This window comes from Halostella salina, assembly GCF_003675855.1.
GTDB lineage: Archaea > Halobacteriota > Halobacteria > Halobacteriales > Natronoarchaeaceae > Halostella > Halostella salina.
The window spans coordinates 537,229-559,260 of sequence record NZ_RCIH01000002.1 but is presented as its reverse complement, the minus strand read 5'-3'; the positions used below and the strand labels follow the sequence as shown (position 1 = coordinate 559,260).

General features: G+C 69.5%; 14 protein-coding genes and 1 rRNA gene. 6 read left to right on the top strand and 9 right to left on the bottom strand.

Annotated elements, in window-relative coordinates; translation table 11 throughout:
- Together D8896_RS06065 and D8896_RS06060 are read right to left on the bottom strand one after the other, a co-directional pair.
- Positions 1-272: ribosomal RNA gene (locus D8896_RS06065) — 16S ribosomal RNA — on the bottom strand; the annotation flags it as partial.
- A 916-nt stretch (positions 273-1,188) separates the two neighbouring features.
- Entirely contained in the window at positions 1,189-1,494 is a 306-nt protein-coding gene (locus D8896_RS06060) for a non-histone chromosomal MC1 family protein (protein WP_121821187.1), read from the bottom strand.
- Between the two features lie 261 nt (positions 1,495-1,755).
- On the opposite strand from D8896_RS06060, the gene D8896_RS06055 reads away from it, so the two are divergent.
- Both D8896_RS06055 and D8896_RS06050 read left to right on the top strand, forming a co-directional pair.
- Positions 1,756-1,953, top strand: coding sequence for a hypothetical protein (locus tag D8896_RS06055; protein WP_121821186.1), 198 nt, complete (start codon positions 1,756-1,758; stop codon positions 1,951-1,953).
- A gap of 80 nt (positions 1,954-2,033) precedes the next feature.
- A complete protein-coding gene (locus tag D8896_RS06050) occupies positions 2,034-3,089 on the top strand; it encodes a quinone-dependent dihydroorotate dehydrogenase (RefSeq protein ID WP_121821185.1) in 1,056 nt (351 codons plus the stop codon).
- A 38-nt stretch (positions 3,090-3,127) separates the two neighbouring features.
- Here the strand turns inward: D8896_RS06050 and pheT are convergent, their stop codons facing one another.
- Together pheT and pheS are read right to left on the bottom strand one after the other, a co-directional pair.
- A complete protein-coding gene (gene pheT / locus D8896_RS06045) occupies positions 3,128-4,840 on the bottom strand; it encodes a phenylalanine--tRNA ligase subunit beta (RefSeq protein WP_121821184.1) in 1,713 nt (570 codons plus the stop codon).
- On the bottom strand, positions 4,840-6,357 hold the full coding sequence (gene pheS / locus D8896_RS06040) for a phenylalanine--tRNA ligase subunit alpha (protein ID WP_121821183.1): 1,518 nt from the start codon (positions 6,355-6,357) through the stop codon (positions 4,840-4,842). The genes pheT and pheS overlap by 1 nt, the downstream gene beginning before the upstream one ends.
- Positions 6,358-6,640: 283 nt before the next feature.
- Between pheS and D8896_RS06035 the strand changes: the two genes are divergently transcribed.
- A complete protein-coding gene (locus D8896_RS06035; protein ID WP_121821182.1) occupies positions 6,641-7,330 on the top strand; it encodes a class I SAM-dependent methyltransferase in 690 nt (229 codons plus the stop codon).
- Between the two features lie 3 nt (positions 7,331-7,333).
- Here the strand turns inward: D8896_RS06035 and D8896_RS06030 are convergent, their stop codons facing one another.
- Entirely contained in the window at positions 7,334-8,902 is a 1,569-nt protein-coding gene (locus tag D8896_RS06030; protein ID WP_121821181.1) for a tryptophan--tRNA ligase, read from the bottom strand.
- 47 nt (positions 8,903-8,949) lie between these two features.
- The gene (locus tag D8896_RS06025; RefSeq protein WP_121821180.1) at positions 8,950-9,600 is read right to left on the bottom strand and encodes a helix-turn-helix domain-containing protein; all 651 of its coding nucleotides are present in this window, start codon (positions 9,598-9,600) and stop codon (positions 8,950-8,952) included.
- 83 nt (positions 9,601-9,683) lie between these two features.
- Here D8896_RS06025 and D8896_RS06020 point away from each other — a divergent pair, with 83 nt between their 5' ends.
- Positions 9,684-10,382 carry a class I SAM-dependent methyltransferase gene (locus tag D8896_RS06020; RefSeq protein ID WP_121821179.1) on the top strand — a complete coding sequence of 233 codons (699 nt, stop codon included), beginning with the start codon at positions 9,684-9,686 and terminating at the stop codon, positions 10,380-10,382.
- Positions 10,383-10,406: 24 nt separating this feature from the next.
- Here the strand turns inward: D8896_RS06020 and endA are convergent, their stop codons facing one another.
- The gene (gene endA / locus D8896_RS06015) at positions 10,407-11,438 is read right to left on the bottom strand and encodes a tRNA-intron lyase (protein ID WP_121821178.1); all 1,032 of its coding nucleotides are present in this window, start codon (positions 11,436-11,438) and stop codon (positions 10,407-10,409) included.
- Positions 11,439-11,517: 79 nt separating this feature from the next.
- On the bottom strand, positions 11,518-12,258 hold the full coding sequence (locus D8896_RS06010) for a PDDEXK family nuclease (protein ID WP_121821177.1): 741 nt from the start codon (positions 12,256-12,258) through the stop codon (positions 11,518-11,520).
- A 128-nt stretch (positions 12,259-12,386) separates the two neighbouring features.
- Here D8896_RS06010 and D8896_RS06005 point away from each other — a divergent pair, with 128 nt between their 5' ends.
- Positions 12,387-12,956, top strand: coding sequence for a HalX domain-containing protein (locus tag D8896_RS06005; RefSeq protein ID WP_121821176.1), 570 nt, complete (start codon positions 12,387-12,389; stop codon positions 12,954-12,956).
- A 30-nt stretch (positions 12,957-12,986) separates the two neighbouring features.
- On the opposite strand, the gene D8896_RS06000 is transcribed toward D8896_RS06005, so the two are convergent.
- Entirely contained in the window at positions 12,987-14,054 is a 1,068-nt protein-coding gene (locus D8896_RS06000) for a sensor histidine kinase (RefSeq protein WP_121821175.1), read from the bottom strand.
- Between the two features lie 194 nt (positions 14,055-14,248).
- Here D8896_RS06000 and D8896_RS05995 point away from each other — a divergent pair, with 194 nt between their 5' ends.
- The gene (locus tag D8896_RS05995; RefSeq protein WP_162991480.1) at positions 14,249-21,919 is read left to right on the top strand and encodes a choice-of-anchor D domain-containing protein; all 7,671 of its coding nucleotides are present in this window, start codon (positions 14,249-14,251) and stop codon (positions 21,917-21,919) included.
- Positions 21,920-22,032: the final 113 nt, after the last annotated feature.

Sequence of the window (22,032 nt, the reverse complement as noted above, 5' to 3'; positions counted from 1 at the left end):
ACCCGTACCGATTATCGGCACGGTGGGCCGTTACCCCACCGTCTACCTAATCGGCCGCAGCCACATCCTACGGCGCCGGAGCGTTTCCAGCTCAGCCCGTTCCAGGGGGAGAGCTGTATGGAGTATTAGCCTCAGTTTCCCGAGGTTATCCTCCTCCGTAGGGTAGTTTGGCCACGTGTTACGGAGCTATTCGCCACGGGTCTGAACCCGTGCGACTAGCATGGCTAAATCGGACCCCGATAGCAATGGCCTCCGGCAGGATCAACCGGAATGTTCCCAGTCCGTGGTGGACTGGGGGGCTTGGCGGGTGTACTCGTCAGAGTACACACCATATTGCGTGGTCCGTGCTCGGTGCCCACCGAGCCGCTGACCGGCCGGGTGGCACCGAACTACCAAGGCTAACATCAGATCCCATCGTGTACGGCGGACCGCAGGGGTGGAATCCTCATCTCCTTCGGACTTCAGTGTAGCGCCCGAAGACCATATAAGCCCTTCGGACGCGTTCGAAGTCCGGGTGACGGGACGAGTTGAACGTCCCGTCGATCGCGTTGTGCTTTGTTCGCATCACATCCGAGCACCCTTACACACTTAAGGGCATCGGAAGTCGGTCGCCGCGCGATTTGCGCGGCGAACCGAACGACGACGCCGGGGTGTTCCGGACGTGTACACCACATCGAACGACCCTATTGTACTTAAGGGCGTCGGTTCGTCGTTCCGCGACAAGTCGACGCCGGGCGTCGAGTGGTCGACGTACCTGCCTTCGAGCCGGGGAACGGCCGAAGGGGGCCACCGATGTGGCGTGAGTGCGGCCGGCGGTCGTCGACCGCCCGCCGCGTTCGCATTCCATTCGGATGGCCGGGGTACTGAAAAGGCCGTCGAAGCGATCCGCCACCGATAGCCGCTACCATGCGACGGGTTTTCACTGGGTCGCAGGCCGCAGTAGAGACTATCGGTCGAGTGGCGTTACCTCGTGTGGCAAACGGGTCCTGCCGGGGACGGCCAAGAGGCTAACAGGCGAGAGATGTCGCACGGCAGGAGGCCGGCCGCTCATCCCGCGCTCGTGCGTTCGGTCGGACCGGGTGTCACCGCGCACTCGACGCTGGAGGTGCCGACCCGCATAGGAGTTGCGACTCGCGCATGCGCGCGACGCACGTCAAAAGACGTAGGTGGTTTCGGTGACGACCGACTTCACTCGTCGAGGTGTTCGATGCCCTGCTTGGAGACGTTCGCCTCGGTGATCTCCTGGGGCATCCAGTCGGGTTTGTCGTCGGGGGCCTCCTCCTCCCAGGCCCAGCCCTCGTAGATGTGGACCTTGTCCGTCCCCTTCTCGCGGAGACGGAGTTCGGTCTCGTCGGCCGCGTCCTCGCTGGACGCGGGGTCGAGTCGGCGGGCCGCTTTCAGTGCTGCCTGGCGTGGAGTGTTCCCGGAAAACACGCTCGGTTCGTCACCGCTGTCTCGTAGCGCGAAATTGCGCTTACCGTCTTCACGTACCATGGTTTTGCCTCCATGTCAACTCAGCCCATGCCCCAATATAAATATATCCCCGACAGGAGGGGGATCGGCCGTGTTAGTTTATAAACGGAAGCCGGTGGACGCCCGAAAACGGGGGGAAAGCGGCGACCAGGCCACCCATATCAGGGTGTTGTGACATCGCGCGCGGAACCGAACGACGGGGTCGGAACGCCGTAGCGGCGTGCGACACCGTAGAAAACACTTAAGTACGTCGTGTGGCGACTGTCGGGATAGGATACCGCGATGGTACGGAAAAAGAAGCTCAGCCCGAGTGGTGCGAAAGACGAAAACGGCGAGTACCACAACGTCCACATCAATCTGCACGAGGACGAGCTTGCGGTGGCGGGCATGGACATCGGGGACGAGGTGTTCGTCCGCGTCCGCGAGGACAAGATCATCATTCAGAAGGCCGACAAGGACGAAGTCGAACACGAGTTCTAGCTCCGTACCGTCGCGGGTTTTCGAGCGCGGAGCGACCGCTCCGCGGCCTTTATACCGCTACTCCGCCCTGATCACCCCAGATGGATCCCTACGACGTGGCGAGACCCCTCCTGTTTCGACTCCCGGCCGAAACCGCCCACGGGGCCGTCCACGGCGGCCTTGAACTGGTACAGGGAACGCCAGTGGAACGCCTCCTCGCGTCGCGGTACGCCGCGCCGGACGACGACCGGCTGACCGTCGAGGCGTTCGGCCAGCGCTTTCCGAACCCCGTCGGGGTGGCCGCGGGGTTCGACAAGAACGCGGCGGTGCCGAGCGCGCTCGCGAGCCTCGGTTTCGGCCACGTCGAGGTCGGCGGCGTCACCGCCGAGCCGCAGGCCGGCAACCCGCGCCCCCGTCTGTTCCGCCTGCGGGAGGACGAGGCGCTCGTCAACCGCATGGGCCTGAACAACGAGGGGGCCGACGCCGTCGGCGACCGGCTGGCCGCCGCGCCCGTCGACGTACCCGTCGGCGTCAACATCGCGAAGACCGAACACGTGGAAAGCGACGACGCGCCGGCGGACTACCGCTACACCTACGAGCAGGTCGCCGACGGAGCGGACTTTTTCGTCGTCAACGTTTCCTGCCCGAACTCGGAGGGGTTCCGGGAGCTCCAGAACCGCGACTCGATGGCGGCGATCCTCGGCGAACTCGTCGACGCCGGCGCTGCCCCGCTGCTGGTGAAGCTCTCGCCCGACCTCCCGACGCCGGCCGTCGAGGACGCGCTGGAGATCGTCGACGACCTGAATCTGGACGGCGTCGTCGCGACGAACACGACGACCGACCGGCCGGCGAGCCTCCGAAGCCCCAACCGCGCCGAGGAGGGCGGCCTCTCGGGGAAGCCGATCGAGAACGACGCGACCGGGATGGTCCGGTTCGTCGCCGAGCGCGTCGACGTGCCGGTCGTCGGCGTCGGCGGCGTCTCCAGCGCCGAGGGGGCCTACCGGAAGATCCGCGCCGGCGCGTCGCTCGTCCAGCTGTACACCGGACTCGTCTACGAGGGGCCGTCGCTGGCCCGCGAGATCAACGCGGGGCTACTCGACCTGCTCGACCGCGACGGCTTCGACTCCGTCGCGGACGCGATCGGCGCGGACCTGTAAGCGGCGAACCTCGGGAAAGCAGCCGCCGGGAAGCGTCCTCACTCCAGGGCGTCCAGTTCGAACTCGAACGCCGCGACCGGCAGTTCGAGGTCGTGTTCGACCAGCACGGCGGGGTGGACCTCGCCGACGACGCCGACCGTCTCGCCGTCGATCACCACGTCGGCGGTCCGACCGTCGACGAACGTCGGGTGGTCCGCCGCCGGGGTTTCCAGGTCCACGCCGAAGTTCCGCGCGATCGCCTGTAGCCGCGCCTTCGCGTCCTCGTACGACGCGTCGTGTCGCGCGAGCACGGCGGCGACCGTGCGGCGCTCGGCGACGCCAGTGTTCTCCGCGTCGTCGACGCGGGCCGCGAAGCCGATCTCCGCGAGGTCCTGCGGGTACGAGCGGTGGGTGTTGTTCTCCAGTACCATCAGCAGCGAGGGGAGCGCCCACGTGCGCAGCATCGTGTAGTCCTCGCTGTACGGCTCCCGGATGGTCGCCGGCTGGGCCGCGCCGACGGCGTCGTCGGCCGGCGCGAGCTCCATCCGGTCGAAGTTCTCGGCCTCGTTTATCATGTGGAAGTTCAGCAGGTCCTCGAAGCCGAGCCCGACGAGCTGGTTCCGCGCGGCGTCCTCCAGCCGCGAGCGGTCGTGGCGGCCGCCGACCGTGCCCACGTCGGGGTACGTCGGGTCGAGGTCGTTGAAGCCGTACGCCCGGCCCACGTCGTCGACGAGGTCCAGCGGGTGGAGCACGTCGACGCGGTAGGACGGCACGTCGACCTCGTAGACGAGGCTGTCGCCGTCTTCGTCGGTCTCGGCGTCCAGCCCGGAGCGCTCGAACAGGTCGACGACCTCCTCGGGGTCGAAGTCGACGCCGATGATGCTCTCGATCCGCTCGTGGGCGACCGACTTCTCCCGGGTCGAGAGGTCGGGGCGGACCAGGTCGCGGTCGGGGTACTCGACGTTCACCTCCTCGACCCTGGCCCCGCGGGCGTCGAGCGCGTAGCAGACGATGGCGAGCATCCGGTCGACCGTCCACTGGTCGGTGCCGGTCATCTCGACGAACAGCTCCCGGGAGTCGGTCGTCACCTCGGTCCGCTTCCCGTTGATCACCGGCGGGAACGAGAACAGCCCGATGTCGTCGTAGATCGCCGGGTAGCGGTCGTACTCGCCGACCAGGTCGGCGTACGTCTCGCCGGTCGGGTGGTCGGTGAGCACGTCGGCGGGGGTCATCTCGTCGTTGCTGTCCAGCGGGACGAAGCGGTCGCCGTCGGGTTCGATCCCGGTGTAACGGATCGACTTGCCGCCCTCCTCCTGGGGGGATCCGCCCTTCAGCATCGTCAGGTCGTGGATGCCGATGGCCCCCTTCGCGCGCTTGCGGCCCATCGTCGCGTGGAGCTTCTCCTGCAACTGGATGAGCGACTCCAGCGCCGCCTCGTCCAGGTCGACGCCGCGGATCACCGCGCCGGTGACGTACGGGCGCTCCTCGGGAACGCTCTCTTCGACCTGGATCGTCCAGTCGGCGTCGTTCGTGTTCGGGACGTACACGCCGCGGTCGTCGCCGTACTGATAGCGCAGCGACCGGGCGACGCCCTCGACCGAGAGGCGGTCGAGGCGGTCCGGGGCGAACTCCAGCTGGAACTCGTCGTCCTCGGTCCAGCCCTCGAACTCCAGGCCGAGGGCGAACAGGTCCTCCTTCAGTTCCTCGTCGTCCTTCTCCTCGTGGCCGGTCAGGTCGCGCAGTTCCTCGGGGTCGACGTCGACGACTGGCATCAGTGGATCACCTCCGTGTCCCGCAGCAGTTCAAGGTCCGCGAGCGTGCCGTGCACGTCGCGGATGTCCTCGAAGCCGTACATCAGCATGAGCAGGCGCTCCAGCGAGAGCCCCCAGGCCATCACGTCGCAGTCGACGCCGAGCGGCCGGAGCACCTCCTCGCGGAACATCCCGCTGTTGCCCACCTCGACGAGTTCGCCCGTCGTGGGGTGGGTGCCGAACAGCTCGAAGCTCGGCTCCGTGTAGGGGTTGTAGTGGGGCTTGAACTCCAGGTCGGTGATGCCGAACTGCTCGTAGAACTCCGTGAACGTCCCCATCAGGTCCCGCACCGAGAGGTCGTCGGCCATCACCCACCCCTCGATCTGGAAGAACTCCAGCAGGTGAGTCGGGTCGAGCGTGTCGTTGCGGTACACCTTCTCGACGCTGAAGAAGCGCTTCGGCGGTTCGAGGTCGCCCTGCGCGTGCCCGGAGAGGTAGCGCATCGACAGCGACGTGGTGTGGCCGCGCAGGTCGATCCCCTTCGCCACCTCCTCGGTCCACGGGGAGTGGTACCCCTCGCCGTCCTCGCCGACGCCGTTGCGATGCGCGTCACGGACGCGCTCGACGAGGTCGGCGGGTAGCTCGTCGATCTCGGAGGGGTTCTCCAGCGCGAACTGGTCCCAGTGGGTCCGCGCCGGGTGGTCCTGGGGCATGAACAGGCAGTCGTTGATCCAGAACTCGGCGTCCGCGTGGGGCCCCTCCATCTCCTCGAACCCCATCCCGACGAGCGTGTCCTTCACGCGGTTGGCGGTCTGCCGGAGGATGTGCTCTTTTCCGCCGTTGATCTCGGCGGCGTCGGCCTCGACGTTGTACTCGGCGAACTCGGCCTCCTTCCACTCGCCGCTGGTGAGCAGTTCGGGCGTGATCTGGCCGACCGCCCCGCCGTCGTCGGTGTCGACGCCCTCCATCAGCGCGGTGACGCCGTCGTCGGTGAGCGTCAACGCCCGGGTCGTCGACTCGCTGCGCTCGACGAGATCCCGACGCTCCAGCTGGTCCAGCACGTCCGCGTCGATGTCCGCGTCGCCGTCGTCGGCCAGCGTCGCCAGCGCCGCCGCCTCGGGGTCGGCGTTCGGGTCGGCGTCCGGGTCGGCCGTGATCTCGCCGCTCTCGACGGCCCCGTACCCCTTCCGGGCGTAGTTGGCCAGCGCGATGTCGACTTCGCCGCCGGCCAGACCGGACGCGCCGATCGCCTGCCCCATCTCGACCGGGGCCTCGTCGGCACCGGCGTCGCGGGCCGCCTCGTACAGGCGGACCTCGGGCAACCCCTCCTCGACGTACGTCTCGGCTTCGTCGGTGAGTACGGCGCGCTCGTCGACGCGCTCGTCGACGGCCACCAGCCCCGCCGATTCGAGTTCGAAGACGGCACCTGTCGCCGTCTCGGGGGCCAGCCCGGCCTCGTCGGCCACTCGTTCGATCGTCCGTTCCTCCGTCGCGCTCGCGGCGTCCAACACCGCGGCCTGTGGTCCTGGGAGCTTCATTTGGTAGAGTTACTTCGCGGTCGTCAGTTACCGATTCCGGTTCGAAACGGGGCGTTTCGTCCGCCGCGGCCGTCCGGCCGCCGGCGCGGAGTCCGCGGCCCGGTCAGGCCGCGAAGAAGAAGCCGAACCCCGGACCGTCCTGCTGCTTGCGGGCGGGACACCGGCTGTGGGGTTCGGATGCCATGGTGGTAGATCGTCCCAGGCCGGTTAAAAACGTTGCGAGGCCGTGGCTCGGACGGTTGGACCCCGAACTTTACCCCCGCCGACCCCGAACCGCCGGCCGATGGACTGGGAGCAGTTCTACCGCGAGGCCGACTACGACCGCTGTGCGTACCTCGCCGGCGAGGAGATGGCCGACCTGCTCGCGCGGTTCCTCGAACGCGTCGCCGGCGGCGGAGGCGCTGGCGGGAACACGGGCGGGAGCGGCGAGTTCCCGGCCGACCTCGCCTCGTTCGGCTGCGGTCCCGCGGTCGTCCCGTTCGCGCTGGCCGAGCGGTACCCCGACCTCGACGTGTACGGGTACGACCTCTCGGAGACGGTCGTCCGGGACAACCGACGGCTCGCCGACGAGCGCGGCCTCGACAACCTCTCCTTCGCCGTCGACGAACTGCCCGATCTCTCGACCGACCGCCGGTTCGACGTGGTGTACTGCGTCGCCACGCTGTACTTCGTCGCCGACCCGGAGCCGGCGCTGCGCGCGCTGTACGACCGCGTGCGCCCGGGCGGCCATCTCATCGTCAACTACCCGACTGCGGAGCTACAGCAGGTCGTCCGCGAGGAATTCGACGAGCGCAAACGCGAGGCGTTCCACCTCGTCCGCGACGGCGAGAACCTGATCACGTGCGAACGCGTCGGCGAGGTGCTGGACGCGGAGCCGCGGGACTACTGGGCGGCGGTCGACGCGGACGACGTGATCGAGGAGACTCCCGAGTCGCCGGTCGTGTACGTCGAGAAGCCGGACGGCGACGGCTGATCCTCAGGTGCGCTTCCGGTCGGAGTCCAGGTCGATGTCGACCTCGTCCAGTTTCGCCTCCCATTCCTCGCGCTTCTCCTGGTGTTCTTCGAGGAACTCCTTCATCAGTTCGGCGGCCTGCTCCTTGCAGCCGCCACAGAGCCGCTCGCCCCCGACGCACTCGTCGTACACCTCCTTGGCGAACTCGTCGTCGTCGCCCGAGAGCAGGTAGGCGTACAGTTCGTACACCGGGCACTCGTCGGCCTCCCCGCCGAGTTCGCGCTGCTTCTCAGCGGTCTCGCGGCCGCCGGTGGTCGCGGACTTGACCTTGTCGTAGCCGTCCTCGGGGTCGTCCAGCAGCGAGATGTGGCTCGCGGGCACCGAGGAGGACATCTTGCCGCCGGTCAGCCCCGTCATGAACCGGTGGTAGATCGACGACGGCGGCACGAAGCCGTAGCCGCCGTGGTCGAGTTCCACCTCGCGGGCGAGTTCGTCGGCCGCCCCGCGGTCGAGGTCGAACGCGTCGACGTGCTCGTCGTACACTCGCTTCTCGCCGTCGACCGCCTCGACCAGCGCGTCGAACGCCTCGTCGGTCGCCTGCCGGTCGAGGAATCGGGTTCGTGGTCGGATCGGCTCCTTCCCCGCGGATTCGAGCTTTTCGACGACGGAGGTGCGGGCGTCCGAGGGCTCGGCCTCGGCGCGGAGCCAGTCGGCGGCCTCGCCGCAACGGGGCCGGTCGGGGTCCTCGGCGTGCTCGTCGCGGGCGTCGTACGCCCGGCGGAGCAGGACGCGCTCGGCGTCGTCGGCCTCGAAGCTGGCGAACGCCTCGGTCACCTTGAAGAAGCGCATCCGCGCGGCCAGGTCCCGGGCCAGCCGGACGTGGGGGTCCTGGTCGGGGCCGACGGGGATCACGGTCGGCTTCGGCTCGTCGAGCTGGGGGTAGAGGATGTCGGCCATCTGCGTGACGACGCTCTGCATGTGGGACACGTCGGTCTCGCCGTCGAAACCGTAGATCCCCTCGAACTCCGAGAACCGCGCCTCGCTGCCGAGTTCGAACGCCAGGTCCTGCACCTCGCGGTTGTCCGACTGGCGGTACAGCGTCCCGTCCTCGGGGTCGAAGCCCAGCGCCAGCAGGGAGAGGATGTAGTCCCGCGCGTGCTCGTCGATCTCGTCCCACGTCAGCCCGCGGGCGCTGTGGGCCTCCAGATCGGCGATCAGAGCGTGGGCGTCGCCGCCCTGCTCCTGATGCCAGATGATCTCGTCGAACACCAGTTTGTGCCCGATGTGCGGGTCGCCCGTCGGCATGAACCCGGAGAGGGCAGCGAACGGCTCGTCGTTTCGCATCGCGTCGGCCACGGGCCGGTAGTCGCGGTGGCCGAAGATGACGCCGCGGCGCATCAGGTAGTGGGGGTCGGGCACCTCTGGGAGTACCTCGTCGAACTCCTCGATGCCGAACTCCTCGAACAGCTTCCGGTAGTCCGCCACCGTCGAGGACCCCCACGGGTCCAGCGCCACGTCATCAGCACCGGCGGCCTCCGTCCCGCCGTCCGGGAGCGGGTCGGGCACGTCGTCCTCGGGAGCGTCGTCGGTCATTGTCGAAGAAAGGCGGCGGCGGGCGCAAAAACCGTTCGCTTCGGACGTTACGGGCGGTCGCCGAGCGCGTCGGCGACCAGCCGCGACTCCGCGCGCCGGAGGAGCGTCGACGCCGTCGAGACGGCACAATCGAGTTCGGCCGCGACGGCCTCGACGCCGCCCTCCCGCGGTACCTCGTAGTAGCCGACCCCCCACGCGGCGGCCAGCGCCTCACGCTGTCTGTCGGTGAGCGACGGCCCGATCCCGCGGGTGAACGGGCCGACCGAGCGAACGTCCACGTCGAGCGCGTCGGGGAGCGAGTCGAGCAGGTCCCGCAGGTCCGGGCCGCGGCCGACGACGGTCAGGCGCATCGTCCGGTCGGCCCGGAACTCGACCGGCGGGACGACCACGACTGTATCCCCGTCGAACGCGTCGATAAGCGACGCTTCCCGGTCGGCGTTCGGCGACCGGACGTAGGCGAAGAACCCGCCGTCGCCGTCCGGACGGACGTCGTACTCGGCGACCGCGTCCTGCGCCGCGAGCGTCGCCTCGTACGCCTCGTGGTCGCCCTCGACGTAGAACAGCAGCGTCCGCGCGCCGTCGACCGTCTTGCCCTCCAGCAACACCTCGCGCTCGACCGCCGGGGACTCGCAGACGAACGCGTGCATCGGGTGGATCGTCTCCACCGTGTGCTCGACGACCAGTTCCAGCGACTTCACGGGTCGATGTCTCGGTCCGCTAACTTAAATCCCCGAAGCCTATCGGGAGTGGAACCGTCGCCCGCGACGCACGACGTTCACCCATGAGCGAGCCGATGCCCCGGTCGGACGGGGGGCCGGAAAACGACGCCGACCGCCGACACCTCGAGCGGAACCGACGGGTGTGGGACCGCTGGAGCGACCACTACGGACTGAGCGAACGCGACTTCGAGCCGATGCGCGAGGACGCGATGGCCCGGCTCGGCGTCGGCCGTGGCGACGCCGTCCTCGACATCGGGTGCGGTCCGGGCGTGAACTTCGACCGACTGCGCGAACTGGTGGGGTCCGAGGGGCGCGTCGTCGGCGTCGACTACAGCCCCGGCATGGTCGAGAGGGCACGCGCGCGGGTCGACGACCGGGGCTGGGGGAACGTCGCGGTGGTCCGCGCGGACGCGACGACCGTAGAGCCGTCCGGCGGGCCGTTCGACAGCGCGATAGCGTCGCTGTCGATGAGCGTGATGCCCGACGCGCGAGCGACCGCCCGGAACGTCGCCTCGCTGCTCCGGCCGGGCGGCCGGTTCGTCGTCTTCGACCTTCGGCTCATCCCGTCGGGGCCGCTCCGGGTCGTCAACCCCCTGCTCTCGCTGTGCCTGCGGCTGGTCGCGAACTGGAACCCCGAGAACGACGTGCCCGGCGCGCTCCGCGCGACGTTCGACGGGGTCGAGGCGGTCCGAACCTACGGCGCGGGGACGGCGTACACGGCGGTGGCGACCAGGGCCGAGGAGACGAACGGCGGCGACTGAACCCGCAGGGGGAAGCGCGCGGCGTCACGGCGTCAGCCGCTCGACCGAGAGCCACCGCACCGCGTCGCCGGCCGACTCGTCGCCGACCAGCGCGAACGTCATCGTCTTCCGGACGCCGCCGGCCAGCCGCACGTCCAGCGCGAGGTCCCGCGGCGCGAACTCGTGGGCCGGGGGCAGCACCCGCACCAGGCGCTCGGAGTGGCCCAGGTCGTCGACGGACTCGACGTCGGCGTACGTCCGGAAGTCCGCACCGAACTTGAAGCCCGTCTTGGGGACGACGCCGCGCTCGCGCAGGTCGGCGTACGCCCGCAGGCGGCGGTCGAAGCGGTCGCCCTCGACGGACCGGCCCCTGTCGACGAGGGCATCCCGGTCGACGGCGAGCGCCCCGCAGTCGGCGAGATACGCCGCCTCGACGAGCGACAGCTGGACGGCGTCGCGGTCGTCCTCGCGCCCGGTGAGCGGCTGGCCGTAGAAGCCGCGTTCGTGGAGTGCGGCGGGCGGCGTCCAGCAGACGACCCGGTCCGAGAGCAGGGCGGCCGGCACGCCGTCGGGCAGGTCGACGCCGCTCGTCCCGTCCACGTCGGGGCGGCCGGTGTCGAAGTACGACACCTCGCTCTCCTCGTCGACGACAGCCAGCACGCAGTCGCCCAGGGCGGCCGCGGCGACGGGGTCGCGCTCCCCGACCGCCCGGACGCGGTAGGCGACGTCGCCGTCGCCCGGTCCCGACCCGCGGGCGTAGACGTGGAAGTCGGCGTCGCCGGGGTCCGGCACCCAGTCCTCGCGGGCGGGCGAGAGGTAGAACCCCCGTTCCCGGAGGTCGGCGTACACGAGAAACCGCACGGCAAAGCCGGGGTCGTCCGCCGCGGCGAGGAACTCGCGGAACGTCGCGCCGTCCACGGCGTCGAGGTCGCCGCGAAAGAGGAGATGCGCCGCTTCCACGGGGGCGAGCGCGATCTCGTTGCCGCCGAGGGGTCGGCCGTACCCCCGCGAGTCGTAGAACCGCTGGCGGGCGTCGCCGCCGACGTGGACGACGCCGTCCCGCATCTGTCCGTCCATGCGGGTGGATCCGCCACCCGGGGGGAAATGGACTGCGGTCGCCGACCGGAGGTGCGGGCGGGTCGCTGTATCGTGCCCGTCACGCCTCGCAGGTCCCGTCGAGACAGCGCCGGCCGCCGCCGGTCTCGAACAGCGGCAGCCCGCAGTCGCAGTCGCCGACGACGGTGCCCGCCGGGAGGGAGAAACTGGCGTCGCAGTCGGGGTAGGCGTCACAGCCGGCCAGCAGCCCGCCGCGCCGGAGGATCCGCAGGTCGTCGCCGCAGTCCGGGCAGTTCCACGCGCGGTCGAACGCCGCCGTGACGGCGTCGTCCAGTGGGTCGCAGTCGCGGTCCAGACACACGTCGAAGGGCTGACCGCGCTCGACCCGAAGCCGGGGGAGGCCGCAGTCACAGCGCTCGTCGGTGACGGTCGCACCCGACGGCAGGCCGTGGCGGTCGCCACAGCCGAGACAGGTCACCGCGCCGCCCGTCCGGACGAGGCGTTCGCCGCAGTCCGGGCAGTCGCCGACGGGGGTTCCGGCTTCGCTGGCCGGGTAGCGGGCGAACCCGTCCTCGGCGTGGGCGACGACGCGGAGGCGCTGGTCGCCGGCGCGGGCGTCGACTGCGAAGTCGCCGTCCCGCGAGCAGGCGACGGCGTCGGCCCGGGTGAGCCACGCGACCGGCTGGTAGCCGTCGGCGTCGTGGACGAGCACGGTGTTGTCGGGTTTGACGACCACGGTGACGCGGCCGCGGTGCTCCTCGCGGCCGTCGCCGTCGTAAACCACGGTGCAGTCGCCGGCCAGCACGCGGATCGGGGCGTCGGGGGCATCCGTCGCGGACATGGCCCGGGTTGGTCGCGTTCCCGGGGATAAACCCTCGGACGGGGTCGGGACCGACACGGGACCCCGGCCGCCCCCGACCCCGAAGTGTACAAAAGTTAATAAGCCGCCGCTGACCAGTATGTGAACGTATGTCAGGAAGCGAGTCCGAGCCGACGGTTCTCGTCGTCGACGACGAGCCGGATGTCGCCGACGCGTACGGCATGCGACTCGAGCTGGAGTACGACGTGGAAACGGCCTACGGGGGCGAGGCGGCGCTCGACACGGTCGACGAGACGATCGACGTGCTGCTGCTCGACCGGCGCATGCCGGAGGTGTCCGGCGACGAGGTGCTCGACGAGGTTCGCGCACAGGACCTCGGGGTCCGGGTGATCATGGTGACGGCCGTGACGCCCGACTTCGACGTGCTGGAGATGCCGTTCGACGACTACCTCTGCAAGCCCGTCGAGCAGGACGCGCTCTACGACGCCATCGACCAGCAACTGGAGGCCGCGGAGTACCAGGAGACCGTCTCGGAGTACTTCGCTATCACCGCCAAACAGAGCATTCTGGAGGACGGGAAGTCGCCGGCGGAGCTGGAGCGCAACGATGAGTACCAGGAGCTACAGGCCCGTGCCGACGAACTCCGCGACCGGATGGACGACTCGCTGGACGAGTTCGACGACCTGACGTTCGCGTTCAAGGACATCGACCGCGTCTGATAGCAAACACGATGGTCGCCGGCTCGCTTCCTATCCGACGCCGTCGAACTCGAAGCGAGCGCCCCCGAGCGAACTTCCCCCGTCGGCCAGCGACACCGTCCACCCGTGCGCGTCGGCGATGCGCTCGACGATGGAGAGTCCGAGACCCGTCCCCTCCCGGCGGGACGAGACCCCCGGCTCGAACACCGACTCCCGCGTCTCGTCGGCTATCCCCGGCCCGTCGTCGGCGACGTAGAACCCGCCGTTCGTGTCGCCGACCCTGACCGTCACGTCGTCGCCGACGTGGACGACGGCGTTGCGGAACAGGTTTTCGAGGAGTTCCTGCAGCCGTTCGGGGTCGGCGTCCACCGTGCTGTCGGTCCGCAGCGAGAGGGTCGCCTCGTCCGTGGCGACCGAGTTCCACGCGTCCCGGGCGACCGAAGCCAGGTCGACCGGCTCGACGTCGTCGATGACCTGCCCCTGCCGGGCCAGCGTCAGCACGTCCTCGACGATGCGCTCCATCCGGTCGTGAGCGCGCTCGACCTTGCGGAAGTGGACCGACTCGCCCGTCCGCTCGGCGGCGTCGAGCCGAACGTTCGCCACTTCGAGCGGGTTGCGCAGGTCGTGGCTGACGACCGAGGCGAACTCGTCGAGACGGTCGCGCTCGGCGGTCAGGTCCCGGATCCGGTCGCGCAGTTCGGTGACCTCCGTCAGCACGACGTAGCCGCCCGTCGCGTCGGTCGGAACCGTCCGGAGCACGTAGTCCCGGGCGGTGCCGCCGTGGTCCACGGTGACGACCGTCCGGTCGGACTCGCCGGCGGCCGCCGCGTCCGTCACTGCCCCCACCGGGTCGTCCTCGCCGACCGGCGTCCCGTCGGGCGACGCGTCGAGGTCGGCCGCCAGCCGCTCGGGAAGAGTCTCCCCGGGCGACACGTCGGCGAACCGCTCGCGGTAGGCCGGGTTGGCCGCGGTCACGGTCGGGGCCCCATCACGGACCGCGTAGGTCAGAGCGGGGTCGGGCAGCGCATCGAACAGCGCGTCCGTCGGCTCCCCGCCGTCGCATCTGACGACCCCCTCGTGACACGACAGCACGCCGTGCCCGGACGCGCCGGATCGCATCGGTTGAGATAGTCAGTCTGCGTTATTTAATTTTCTGCTCCCCGCGGTCGACGCCGTCGCGGCAATGTCTCGTTCGGCTATAATCGACCGCAAGAGCGGTGAAACGATTTGTTATTGGCCAGATGTTTTTTGTGGGATGTTCACAAACCACTCGATGTCTGACAGGAGTGGCGACAGTTCGTCGCGGGAACACCATGAACAGGGAAACACGGCAACCGGTGGCTTCGGACGGGGCCCGGTTCGGGTTCGAACGCACCACGGTGACCGCAGTGGTGCTGGTGGTGCTGATGGTCGGGGCAGCGCTTGCGCCCCCGGCGGTCGCCTCCGGGGCAACCACAGTGGGCGAGGGGAACAGCACACCAGCAGCCGAGAGCGTCGAGGCGGCGGCGACCGCAAACGTCAGCGGGACCGTCGTCGGTCCCGACGGGACGCCGCTGTCCGGCGACGGCGTGTCCTTTTTCGCGGAGCCGAACGACACCGCGTTCGACCAGACCACGGATACGGGAGAGTACTCGGTGTCGGTGACTGCGGGGACCACCTACGAGGTGCAGTACTACCAGACCAACGGGTCGGGCGGTCTGTTCCCGCAGGACGGGGTTGCCGACGTGTACGCGGTCGAGAACAGGTCGTACACCGACGGTGCCGTCCAGAACGTCTCGGTCCCGACGGGCCATCAGCTGGATATCACCGTCGAGGACGAGGCCGGCAATCCGATCGAGGGCGTGAACGTGGACGTGATCCACCGCCGGAACGGCGCAACGGCGGGGTCCCCCGGGACCACGGACGCGAACGGCGTCTGGACGCCGGAGAACGCCACGACGCCCGGTATCGAGGTCAATGGAACCGTACAAGTGGTGGGAGGCCTCCGAAGCGACGCCTACGAGACGAACGGCAGGGAGTTGACCGTCGACGCCGACCGGAGCGTCACCCTGACGCTGTCCGAGCGCACGACCGACACCGTGACGCTCGAGGGGTCGGTGTCGTACCCCGACGGCTCGGCGGCGGCGAACGACTCGCTGTTGCTGTTCAACCGAACCGCCGACGATTACAGGCAAGCGACGACGGACGCGACCGGCGACTTCGCCACCTCGGTGCTGCCGAACACGACCTACCGCGTCGCGTACTGGCAGGCTCCGGTCTGGCAGGACCCGATAGCCGCGTTCCCGCGCGACGGCGTCGCCGACTTCGCGGCGCTCGGCACGGTCGACTCGGGCACCGGAACGACCGCGCAGTTCACCGTACCGGCCGGCAACGTCCTGAACGCCACCGTCGAAGACGTGAACGGTGCCGCCCTCGAGGGCGCGTCCGTCGCGGTGGATACGTCGGTCGCCGGCGAGCCGATGGGGATCTACGCGTACCGCCAGGACCGGGGCCTGCCGACGAACGCCGACGGCCGGATGACACATCCGCCGAACGCCCGACCGGGGCTGGAACTCAGCGGCGCGACCGAACTCCGCGTCGACGGGCCGAACGCGAGCTACGGCGAGGACAGGGCCGTCCTCGACGTCACCGGCGACACCGCGGAGACGCTCACGCTCGACAGGCGTGTGGCCGTCAACGGGACGGTGACGTACCCCAACGGCACGGCCGCGGCAAACGTCACGGTCTGGTTCGTCAACGGGACGGCCGGTGAGGACTTCGCCGCGACCACGGATGGAAACGGGGCGTACTCCGCCCGTGTAAAGCCCGGCGTGACCTACCGGATTGCGTACCGGCAGCGATCGAGGGGGCCGGACGGCGGTAGCACGTACCCGCGCGACGGCGTCGCCGACATCGCCGGCGCGGGCGAGATAACGGTGACCGAGGACACCGTCCGGGATATCACCGTCCCGACGGGGGACGTGCTGGCCGTGGCCGTCAAGGACGACGCCGGGAACCCGATCGAGGGCGCGAGCGTCACCGTCGTCGAGACCCGGGGGACCCCTGCAGTGGCGCAGGGGACCACCGACGGCGACGGCGTCTGGACTCCTGAACACGGGAGTCAGGCCGGGGTCGAGGTCGACGGCGAGGTCGAGGTGTTCGTCGAGCCACCCGGCGGGTCGAACTACCTGTCGAACGCGACGACCGTCACCGTCGACGGCCCCACCGAGGCGGCCGTCACGCTCGACCAGGGGAATCAGGTCAGCGGACAGGTCACCTATCCGAACGGCACGGGCGCGGCGAACGTCACGCTCGCGCTGACGACCCCCGAGGACCGGAGATGGACCACGACGAACGCGACCGGCGGGTACTCCGTCACCGCCCGGTCCGGCGTAACGTACGAGGTGAAATACTGGCAGGGGATAGTCAACCCCGACCCGAGCGTGACGACGGCGTTCCCGCGTGACGGCGTCGCCGACTTCGCCGCGCTGGGGACGGTGACGACGGCGAGCGACACGACGCGGGACTTCAGCGTCCCGGCCGGCAACGTTCTGGACGTCACGGTCGAGAACGAGACGGGCGCGCCGATCGAGGATGCTCGGGTGAAACTCGTCCACGAGCAATTGCCCCAGGTGTCGTTCAACAGCTACGACGCCGCCAGCGAGGCCCTGGTTTCGTTCTACGAGTACCGCACCGAGGTTGGACCGACGACGGACTCACAGGGGCGGATGACCCACGTTCCGAACGGGCAGCCGGGCATCGAGGTCGCCAACACGGGCCCAATCTACGCGACCGTGTCGCCCCCGCCGGGCACGGACTACGTCGAAAACCGGACTTCCTTCGCGGGGGTCGACTCCCCCACGGACGTCACGGTCACGCTTGAACAGCCAACGAACATCACGGGGTCGGTGGTCGACGCAAACGGCGACCCGGTGACGGACGGCACCGTGTTCGCCAGCCAGGGCCCCGACGCTCCGAACTACGAAGTCCAACTGGACGACAGCGGCGCGTTCAACCTGTCCGGGGTCGAACCCGGAACGTACGCTGTCGGCCTGGTCCAGGACGAGACGATCGGCGTCGAGAAAGACGGGGTCCCGGACCTGTTCTTCTTCGGGGCCTTCGACGCGAGCGGGAGCGTCACTGACCTCGGCGAGCAGCCGGTGCCGGCGGCGTCCGTCGTCAACGTCACCGTCACCGACGACGCCGGCGAACCGGTCCCCGGCGCGACCGTCGTCGTCGGCCACACGTCCACGGACGGCGTCGGCGACGGCATCCCGATCCCGGCGAACGAGAACGGCGTGTTGCGGGCACCGAACGCGAGCACACCGGGGGTCGAACTCGCCGGCAACGTCACCGTCGGCGCGACCCGGCCGTCCAACAGCACGGCCTACGCGCCCGAGCGGAAGGTCGTCAACACGACACTCGACGGCCCGCGTGACTTCGCGTTCACCGTCAACCGGACCGCCGTGTCGCCGCGGGCGGTGAGCTTCCCCGAGACGGACATCGGGAACACAACCACCGAGACGGTGACGGTCACGAACAACGGCGACGAGTCACTGGCCGTCACCGACACCGTCGTCGAGTCGCCGGCCTACACCGTCGTCGAGGGCGGCGGGAACTTCGTCCTCGAACCCGGGCAGAGCCGTAGCGTCACCGTCGCGTTCAGCCCGGAGACGACCGGGACGGCCGAAGGCGCGCTCGTCTTCGCCAACCCCGAGCCGTCGAACGGCGAGCCGCTGACCGTCCCGCTGTCCGGGAGCGGTGCGGGCTACACCGTCACCGGAGCGCTCGAAGCGAACGACAGCTCGCCCGTCGCGAACGGGACCGTCATCCTCTCCGGGCCCGACGTGCCGACCTACACGACCCAACTGAACGACACCGGCGGCTACGCAGTCACCGACGTTGAGCCGGGTACCTACGCGGCCAGCCTGCTCCAGAACGGCACCATGGGGAGCCCCGACGGCGTCCCAGACTTCTACATCACCGGACCGTACTACGTCAGCACCGACAACACCGACCTGGGGACCCAGTCGCTGCCGCAGGCCCACGTGGTCGACGTGACCGTCGAGGACGAGGGCGGCGCACCGGTCGAGAACGCGCTGGTCGCGGTCGCCCACACGCCCGACTCGGGCATCGGCGACGGCATCCCGTTCCAGACCGACGCGAACGGGACGCTGGAGCCATTTACCCTCAGCGACGACTTCGAACTCAACAACGTCACGCTGGCCGACGCCGAACCCGGCAACGGCATCGAACTCGCCGGCAACGTCACGCTCGGGGCCGAACCGCCGCTCAACAGCACCGCCTACACGCCCGCACCCGACCTGGTGAGCGACACCATCACCGGCCCGGCGAGCTACACGCTCACGCTCAACCGGACAGCCGTCACGCCGCGCGAGGTGACCTTCGAGAACACGCCGACCGACGACAGGGTAACGGAGACGGTCACGATCACGAACGACGGCGTCGCGCCGCTGTCGGTCAACGACACCGTCATCGAGGGATCGTCTGCGTACACCGTCGTCGAGGGCGGCGCGTTCACGCTGGAACCGGGCGAGAGTCGCACCGTCACCGTCGGCTTCGATCCGGCGGAGACCGGGACGCTCAACGGCACACTCGTCTTCGAAAACCCCGAACCGTCGTTCGGGCCGGCGCTGACGGTCCCGCTGTCCAGGAACGGCACCGTCCCCACCGTCAACGCCACCGGGACGCTGCTCGACGCCGACGGTGACCCCGTCACGAACGGGACCGTCATCCTCGCCGGGCCCGACGTGCCGACCTACACGACCCAACTGAACGACAACGGCGAGTTCACCGTCGACGACGTCGAGGAAGGCACCTACGCGGTGAGCCTGCTCCAGAACGGCACCATCGGAAGCCCTGACGGCGTCCCCGACTTCTACATCACCGGACCGTTCAATCTCACCGGCGATACCGATGAAGTCGGTGTCCAGCAGCTCCCGCAAGCCCACGTCGTCGACGTGACCGTCGCGGACGACACCGGCGCGCCGGTCGAGAACGCACTGGTCGCGGTCGCCCACACGCCCGACTCGGGCATCGGCGACGGCATCCCGTTCCAGACCGATGCGAACGGGACGCTCCAGCCGTTCACGCTCACCGACGATTTCGACCTACCGGGCGTCTCGCTGGCCGACGCCGAACCCGGCAACGGCATCGAACTCGCCGGCAACGTCACGCTCGGGGCCGAACCGCCGCTCAACAGCACCACCTACGCGCCCGCGGCGGACGTGGTGAACGACACCGTCACCGGGCCGTCGAACTACACGCTCACGCTCAACCGAACGCCCGTCTCGCCGGGCGAGGTCACCTTCCCCGGAACGGCGACCGACAGCACCGCGACGGAGACGGTGACGGTCACGAACGACGGCGTCGTTCCGCTGGCCGTCGACGGCACCACCATCGAGGGGTCGTCGGCGTACACCATCGTCGATGGCGGCGAGTTCACCATCGAACCCGGCGAGAGCCGCACCGTCACCGTCGAGTTCGCGCCCGCCTCGACCGGGACGGCCGAGGGCACGCTCGTCTTCGAGAACGTCGACCCGTCGTTCGGCCCGCCCCTGACCGTCGCCCTGACGGGTGACGGCGAGCAGGAAAGCGGTGGTGGCGGCGGTGGGGTCGGCGGTGGCGGCGACGACTCGGCTGATGACGACACCGACGAGCCGACTGACACCACCGACGAGCCGACCGACGACGACACGGCCGACGACGGCAACGTCACCGACGACGGCAACACCACGGACGGCAACACGACCGACACCAACGAAACCGACACGGGAACACCCTCGATCAGCGCCGACCAGTCGAGCGTCGACTTCGGCACCACGACGGTCGGCAACGCCACGGCCGCGAGCGTGACCGTCACCAACACCGGCAACGCGACCGGCACCGTCACCAGCGTCGGGACCGGTGGCGACGCCGCGTTCGTCACCAGCGCCGGGAGCCGGACGCTCGACCCCGGCGGGAGCACCAGCGTGCGGGTGCGGTTCGACCCGAGCGCGCCGGGAACGTTCGACGGCCAGCTGGTCGTCAACACCGACGGTCCCGGCGGGGATACGGTCGGACTGACCGGCACCGCCGAGGGCGTGCCGGCAGTCGCCGTCGAGCCGACGAGCATCGAGTTCGGCAACGTCCGCACCGGCACCGAGGTGCGAGCGACGGTCGTCGTTCGGAACACCGGCACCGGCCCGCTGTCGGTGTCGGAGACGGCCGAGGGCGACAGCGGGGCGTTCACCCTCGCCGAGGGCACCCCGGACACGCTCGCGGCGAGCGAGAGCGCCCGCGCGACGGTCGCGTTCAGCGCCGACGACGCCGGGGAGTACGACGGGGCCGTCGCGTTCGACACCAACGACACGGACCGCGGGACGGTGTCGGTGTCGGCGACTGCGACCGCCGTCGAGAGCGACCTCGGCGTCGAGCCGGGGTCGCTGTCGTTCAACGACACCGTCGTCGGGAACGCGACGACGCTGTCGGTCACCGTCTCGAACACCGGGAACGCCTCGGCCAACCTGACCGGCGTCGACGTGGCCGGCGACGACGGCGACGCGTTCGCCGTCGTCAGCGGCGGCGGGAGCGGGTCCCTCTCCGCGGGCGAGAGCCGCACCGTCACCGTCGAGTTCGCGCCCGGAGCGACCGGCGCGAAGACGGCCCAGCTCGGGATCGGCACGGCCACCGGCGAGGACCTGAACGTGCCGCTGTCCGGGACGGCGACGCGGCCGGAACTGCGCGTCAGCCGGAGTTCGGTCGACTTCGGCAACGTCACGCTCGACGAGCGCGTGACGACGACGGTGACGCTGTCTAACCGCGGCAGCGAGCCGCTCCGGGTCGGAAGCGCTGCGGTCGTCGGGGCCGACCCCGGCTCGTTCGGACTGGTGGAGCCGGCGGCACCCCTCACGCTCGAACCGGGCGAGCAGCGGACCGCAACCATCGAGTTCCAGCCGACCACCCCGGGGTCGAAGTCCGCCATTCTGAAGCTGCGGACCAACGACCCCCAGCAGCCGGTGACGAGCGTCTGGCTGTCGAACACGAACACCAGGGTCGAGATCAACGCCACCCAGGAGAACGACACCTCACAGGTCGCGATCGACGTGAACAACGCGAGCGCCAACAGCAGCGTCGCAGTGAACGTCTCGACGCCCGAATCCCGCGACGACAGAGCGAGCGTCGACGAGATCAACGTGAGCGTCGAAGAGGGCGGCGACTTCTCGCTGAACGTCACCAGCGACGACGACGAGCTCGACACGACCGGCGAGTTCACCCCGAACGAGACGAACAACACGGCACCGGTCGGCTACGTCAACGTCAGCCACAGCGTCGCGGATGAGAACATCTCACAGGTGTCCTTTACGTTCCGCGTCAGCAAGGACTCGGTCGAATCGCGCAACGTCAGCGCCGGGGACGTTACGTTGCATCGGAAGGTCGACGGCGAGTGGACCGAACTCGACACCACGCTGGTCGGCGAAACCGAGACGCATTACCGCTACCGCGGCGTCTCGCCGGGGCTGTCCGACTTCGTCGCGGCGGTCAACCAGCCGCAGTTCGAACTGGTCGAGGCCGCGGTGTCCATCTCCGAGGTCCGCGTCGGCGAGGCGGCCGGCGTCGAGGTGACCATCGACAACACCGGGAAGGCCGACGGCGCGTTCACGGCGAACCTGCTGCTCGACGACACGGTCGTCGACCGCAAGACGGTGACCGTCGCCGCCAGCAGCAGGCGGGTGCTGGTGTTCCAGCAGGAGATCGACGAGGCCGGCACCTACACCGTCGAGGTCAACAACGTCACCGCGGGCCGGGTCAACGTGACCGATCCCGGCTCCGATGGGACGGACGGTGACGGCGACGACAGCGGCGGCGGCAGCGACACCGGCGACGCAGGTGACGGCGGCGACGGCGGGTCGTCGATGCCGCTCGACGGCTTCGGCGCGCTGCCCGCACTGGTCGCGCTGGTCGCGCTCGCGTTCGCCGCGATGCGGCGGCGCGGCGGCGGCTGACGACGGATCAAGGCGGCGCACATTTTTGATCCGTCGACCGAACGCCGCCACTGTTCGCTCGCCGGGAGTCAGTATCGCGTCGGTCAGGGGACAGGGCCGGCGTGAACCGCCGG

Bases quoted from the DNA above. Each gene is read 5' to 3' on its own strand.
- pheS (WP_121821183.1), bottom strand. From the start codon at position 6,357: ATGAAGCTCCCAGGACCACAGGCCGCGGTGTTGGACGCCGCGAGCGCG.
- D8896_RS06050 (WP_121821185.1), top strand. From the start codon at position 2,034: ATGGATCCCTACGACGTGGCGAGACCCCTCCTGTTTCGACTCCCGGCC.
- D8896_RS06000 (WP_121821175.1), bottom strand. From the start codon at position 14,054: ATGCGATCCGGCGCGTCCGGGCACGGCGTGCTGTCGTGTCACGAGGGG.
- D8896_RS06010 (WP_121821177.1), bottom strand. From the start codon at position 12,258: ATGTCCGCGACGGATGCCCCCGACGCCCCGATCCGCGTGCTGGCCGGC.
- endA (WP_121821178.1), bottom strand. From the start codon at position 11,438: ATGGACGGACAGATGCGGGACGGCGTCGTCCACGTCGGCGGCGACGCC.
- D8896_RS06035 (WP_121821182.1), top strand. From the start codon at position 6,641: ATGGACTGGGAGCAGTTCTACCGCGAGGCCGACTACGACCGCTGTGCG.
- pheT (WP_121821184.1), bottom strand. From the start codon at position 4,840: ATGCCAGTCGTCGACGTCGACCCCGAGGAACTGCGCGACCTGACCGGC.
- D8896_RS05995 (WP_162991480.1), top strand. From the start codon at position 14,249: ATGAACAGGGAAACACGGCAACCGGTGGCTTCGGACGGGGCCCGGTTC.
- D8896_RS06020 (WP_121821179.1), top strand. From the start codon at position 9,684: ATGAGCGAGCCGATGCCCCGGTCGGACGGGGGGCCGGAAAACGACGCC.
- D8896_RS06030 (WP_121821181.1), bottom strand. From the start codon at position 8,902: ATGACCGACGACGCTCCCGAGGACGACGTGCCCGACCCGCTCCCGGAC.
- D8896_RS06055 (WP_121821186.1), top strand. From the start codon at position 1,756: ATGGTACGGAAAAAGAAGCTCAGCCCGAGTGGTGCGAAAGACGAAAAC.
- D8896_RS06005 (WP_121821176.1), top strand. From the start codon at position 12,387: ATGTCAGGAAGCGAGTCCGAGCCGACGGTTCTCGTCGTCGACGACGAG.
- D8896_RS06060 (WP_121821187.1), bottom strand. From the start codon at position 1,494: ATGGTACGTGAAGACGGTAAGCGCAATTTCGCGCTACGAGACAGCGGT.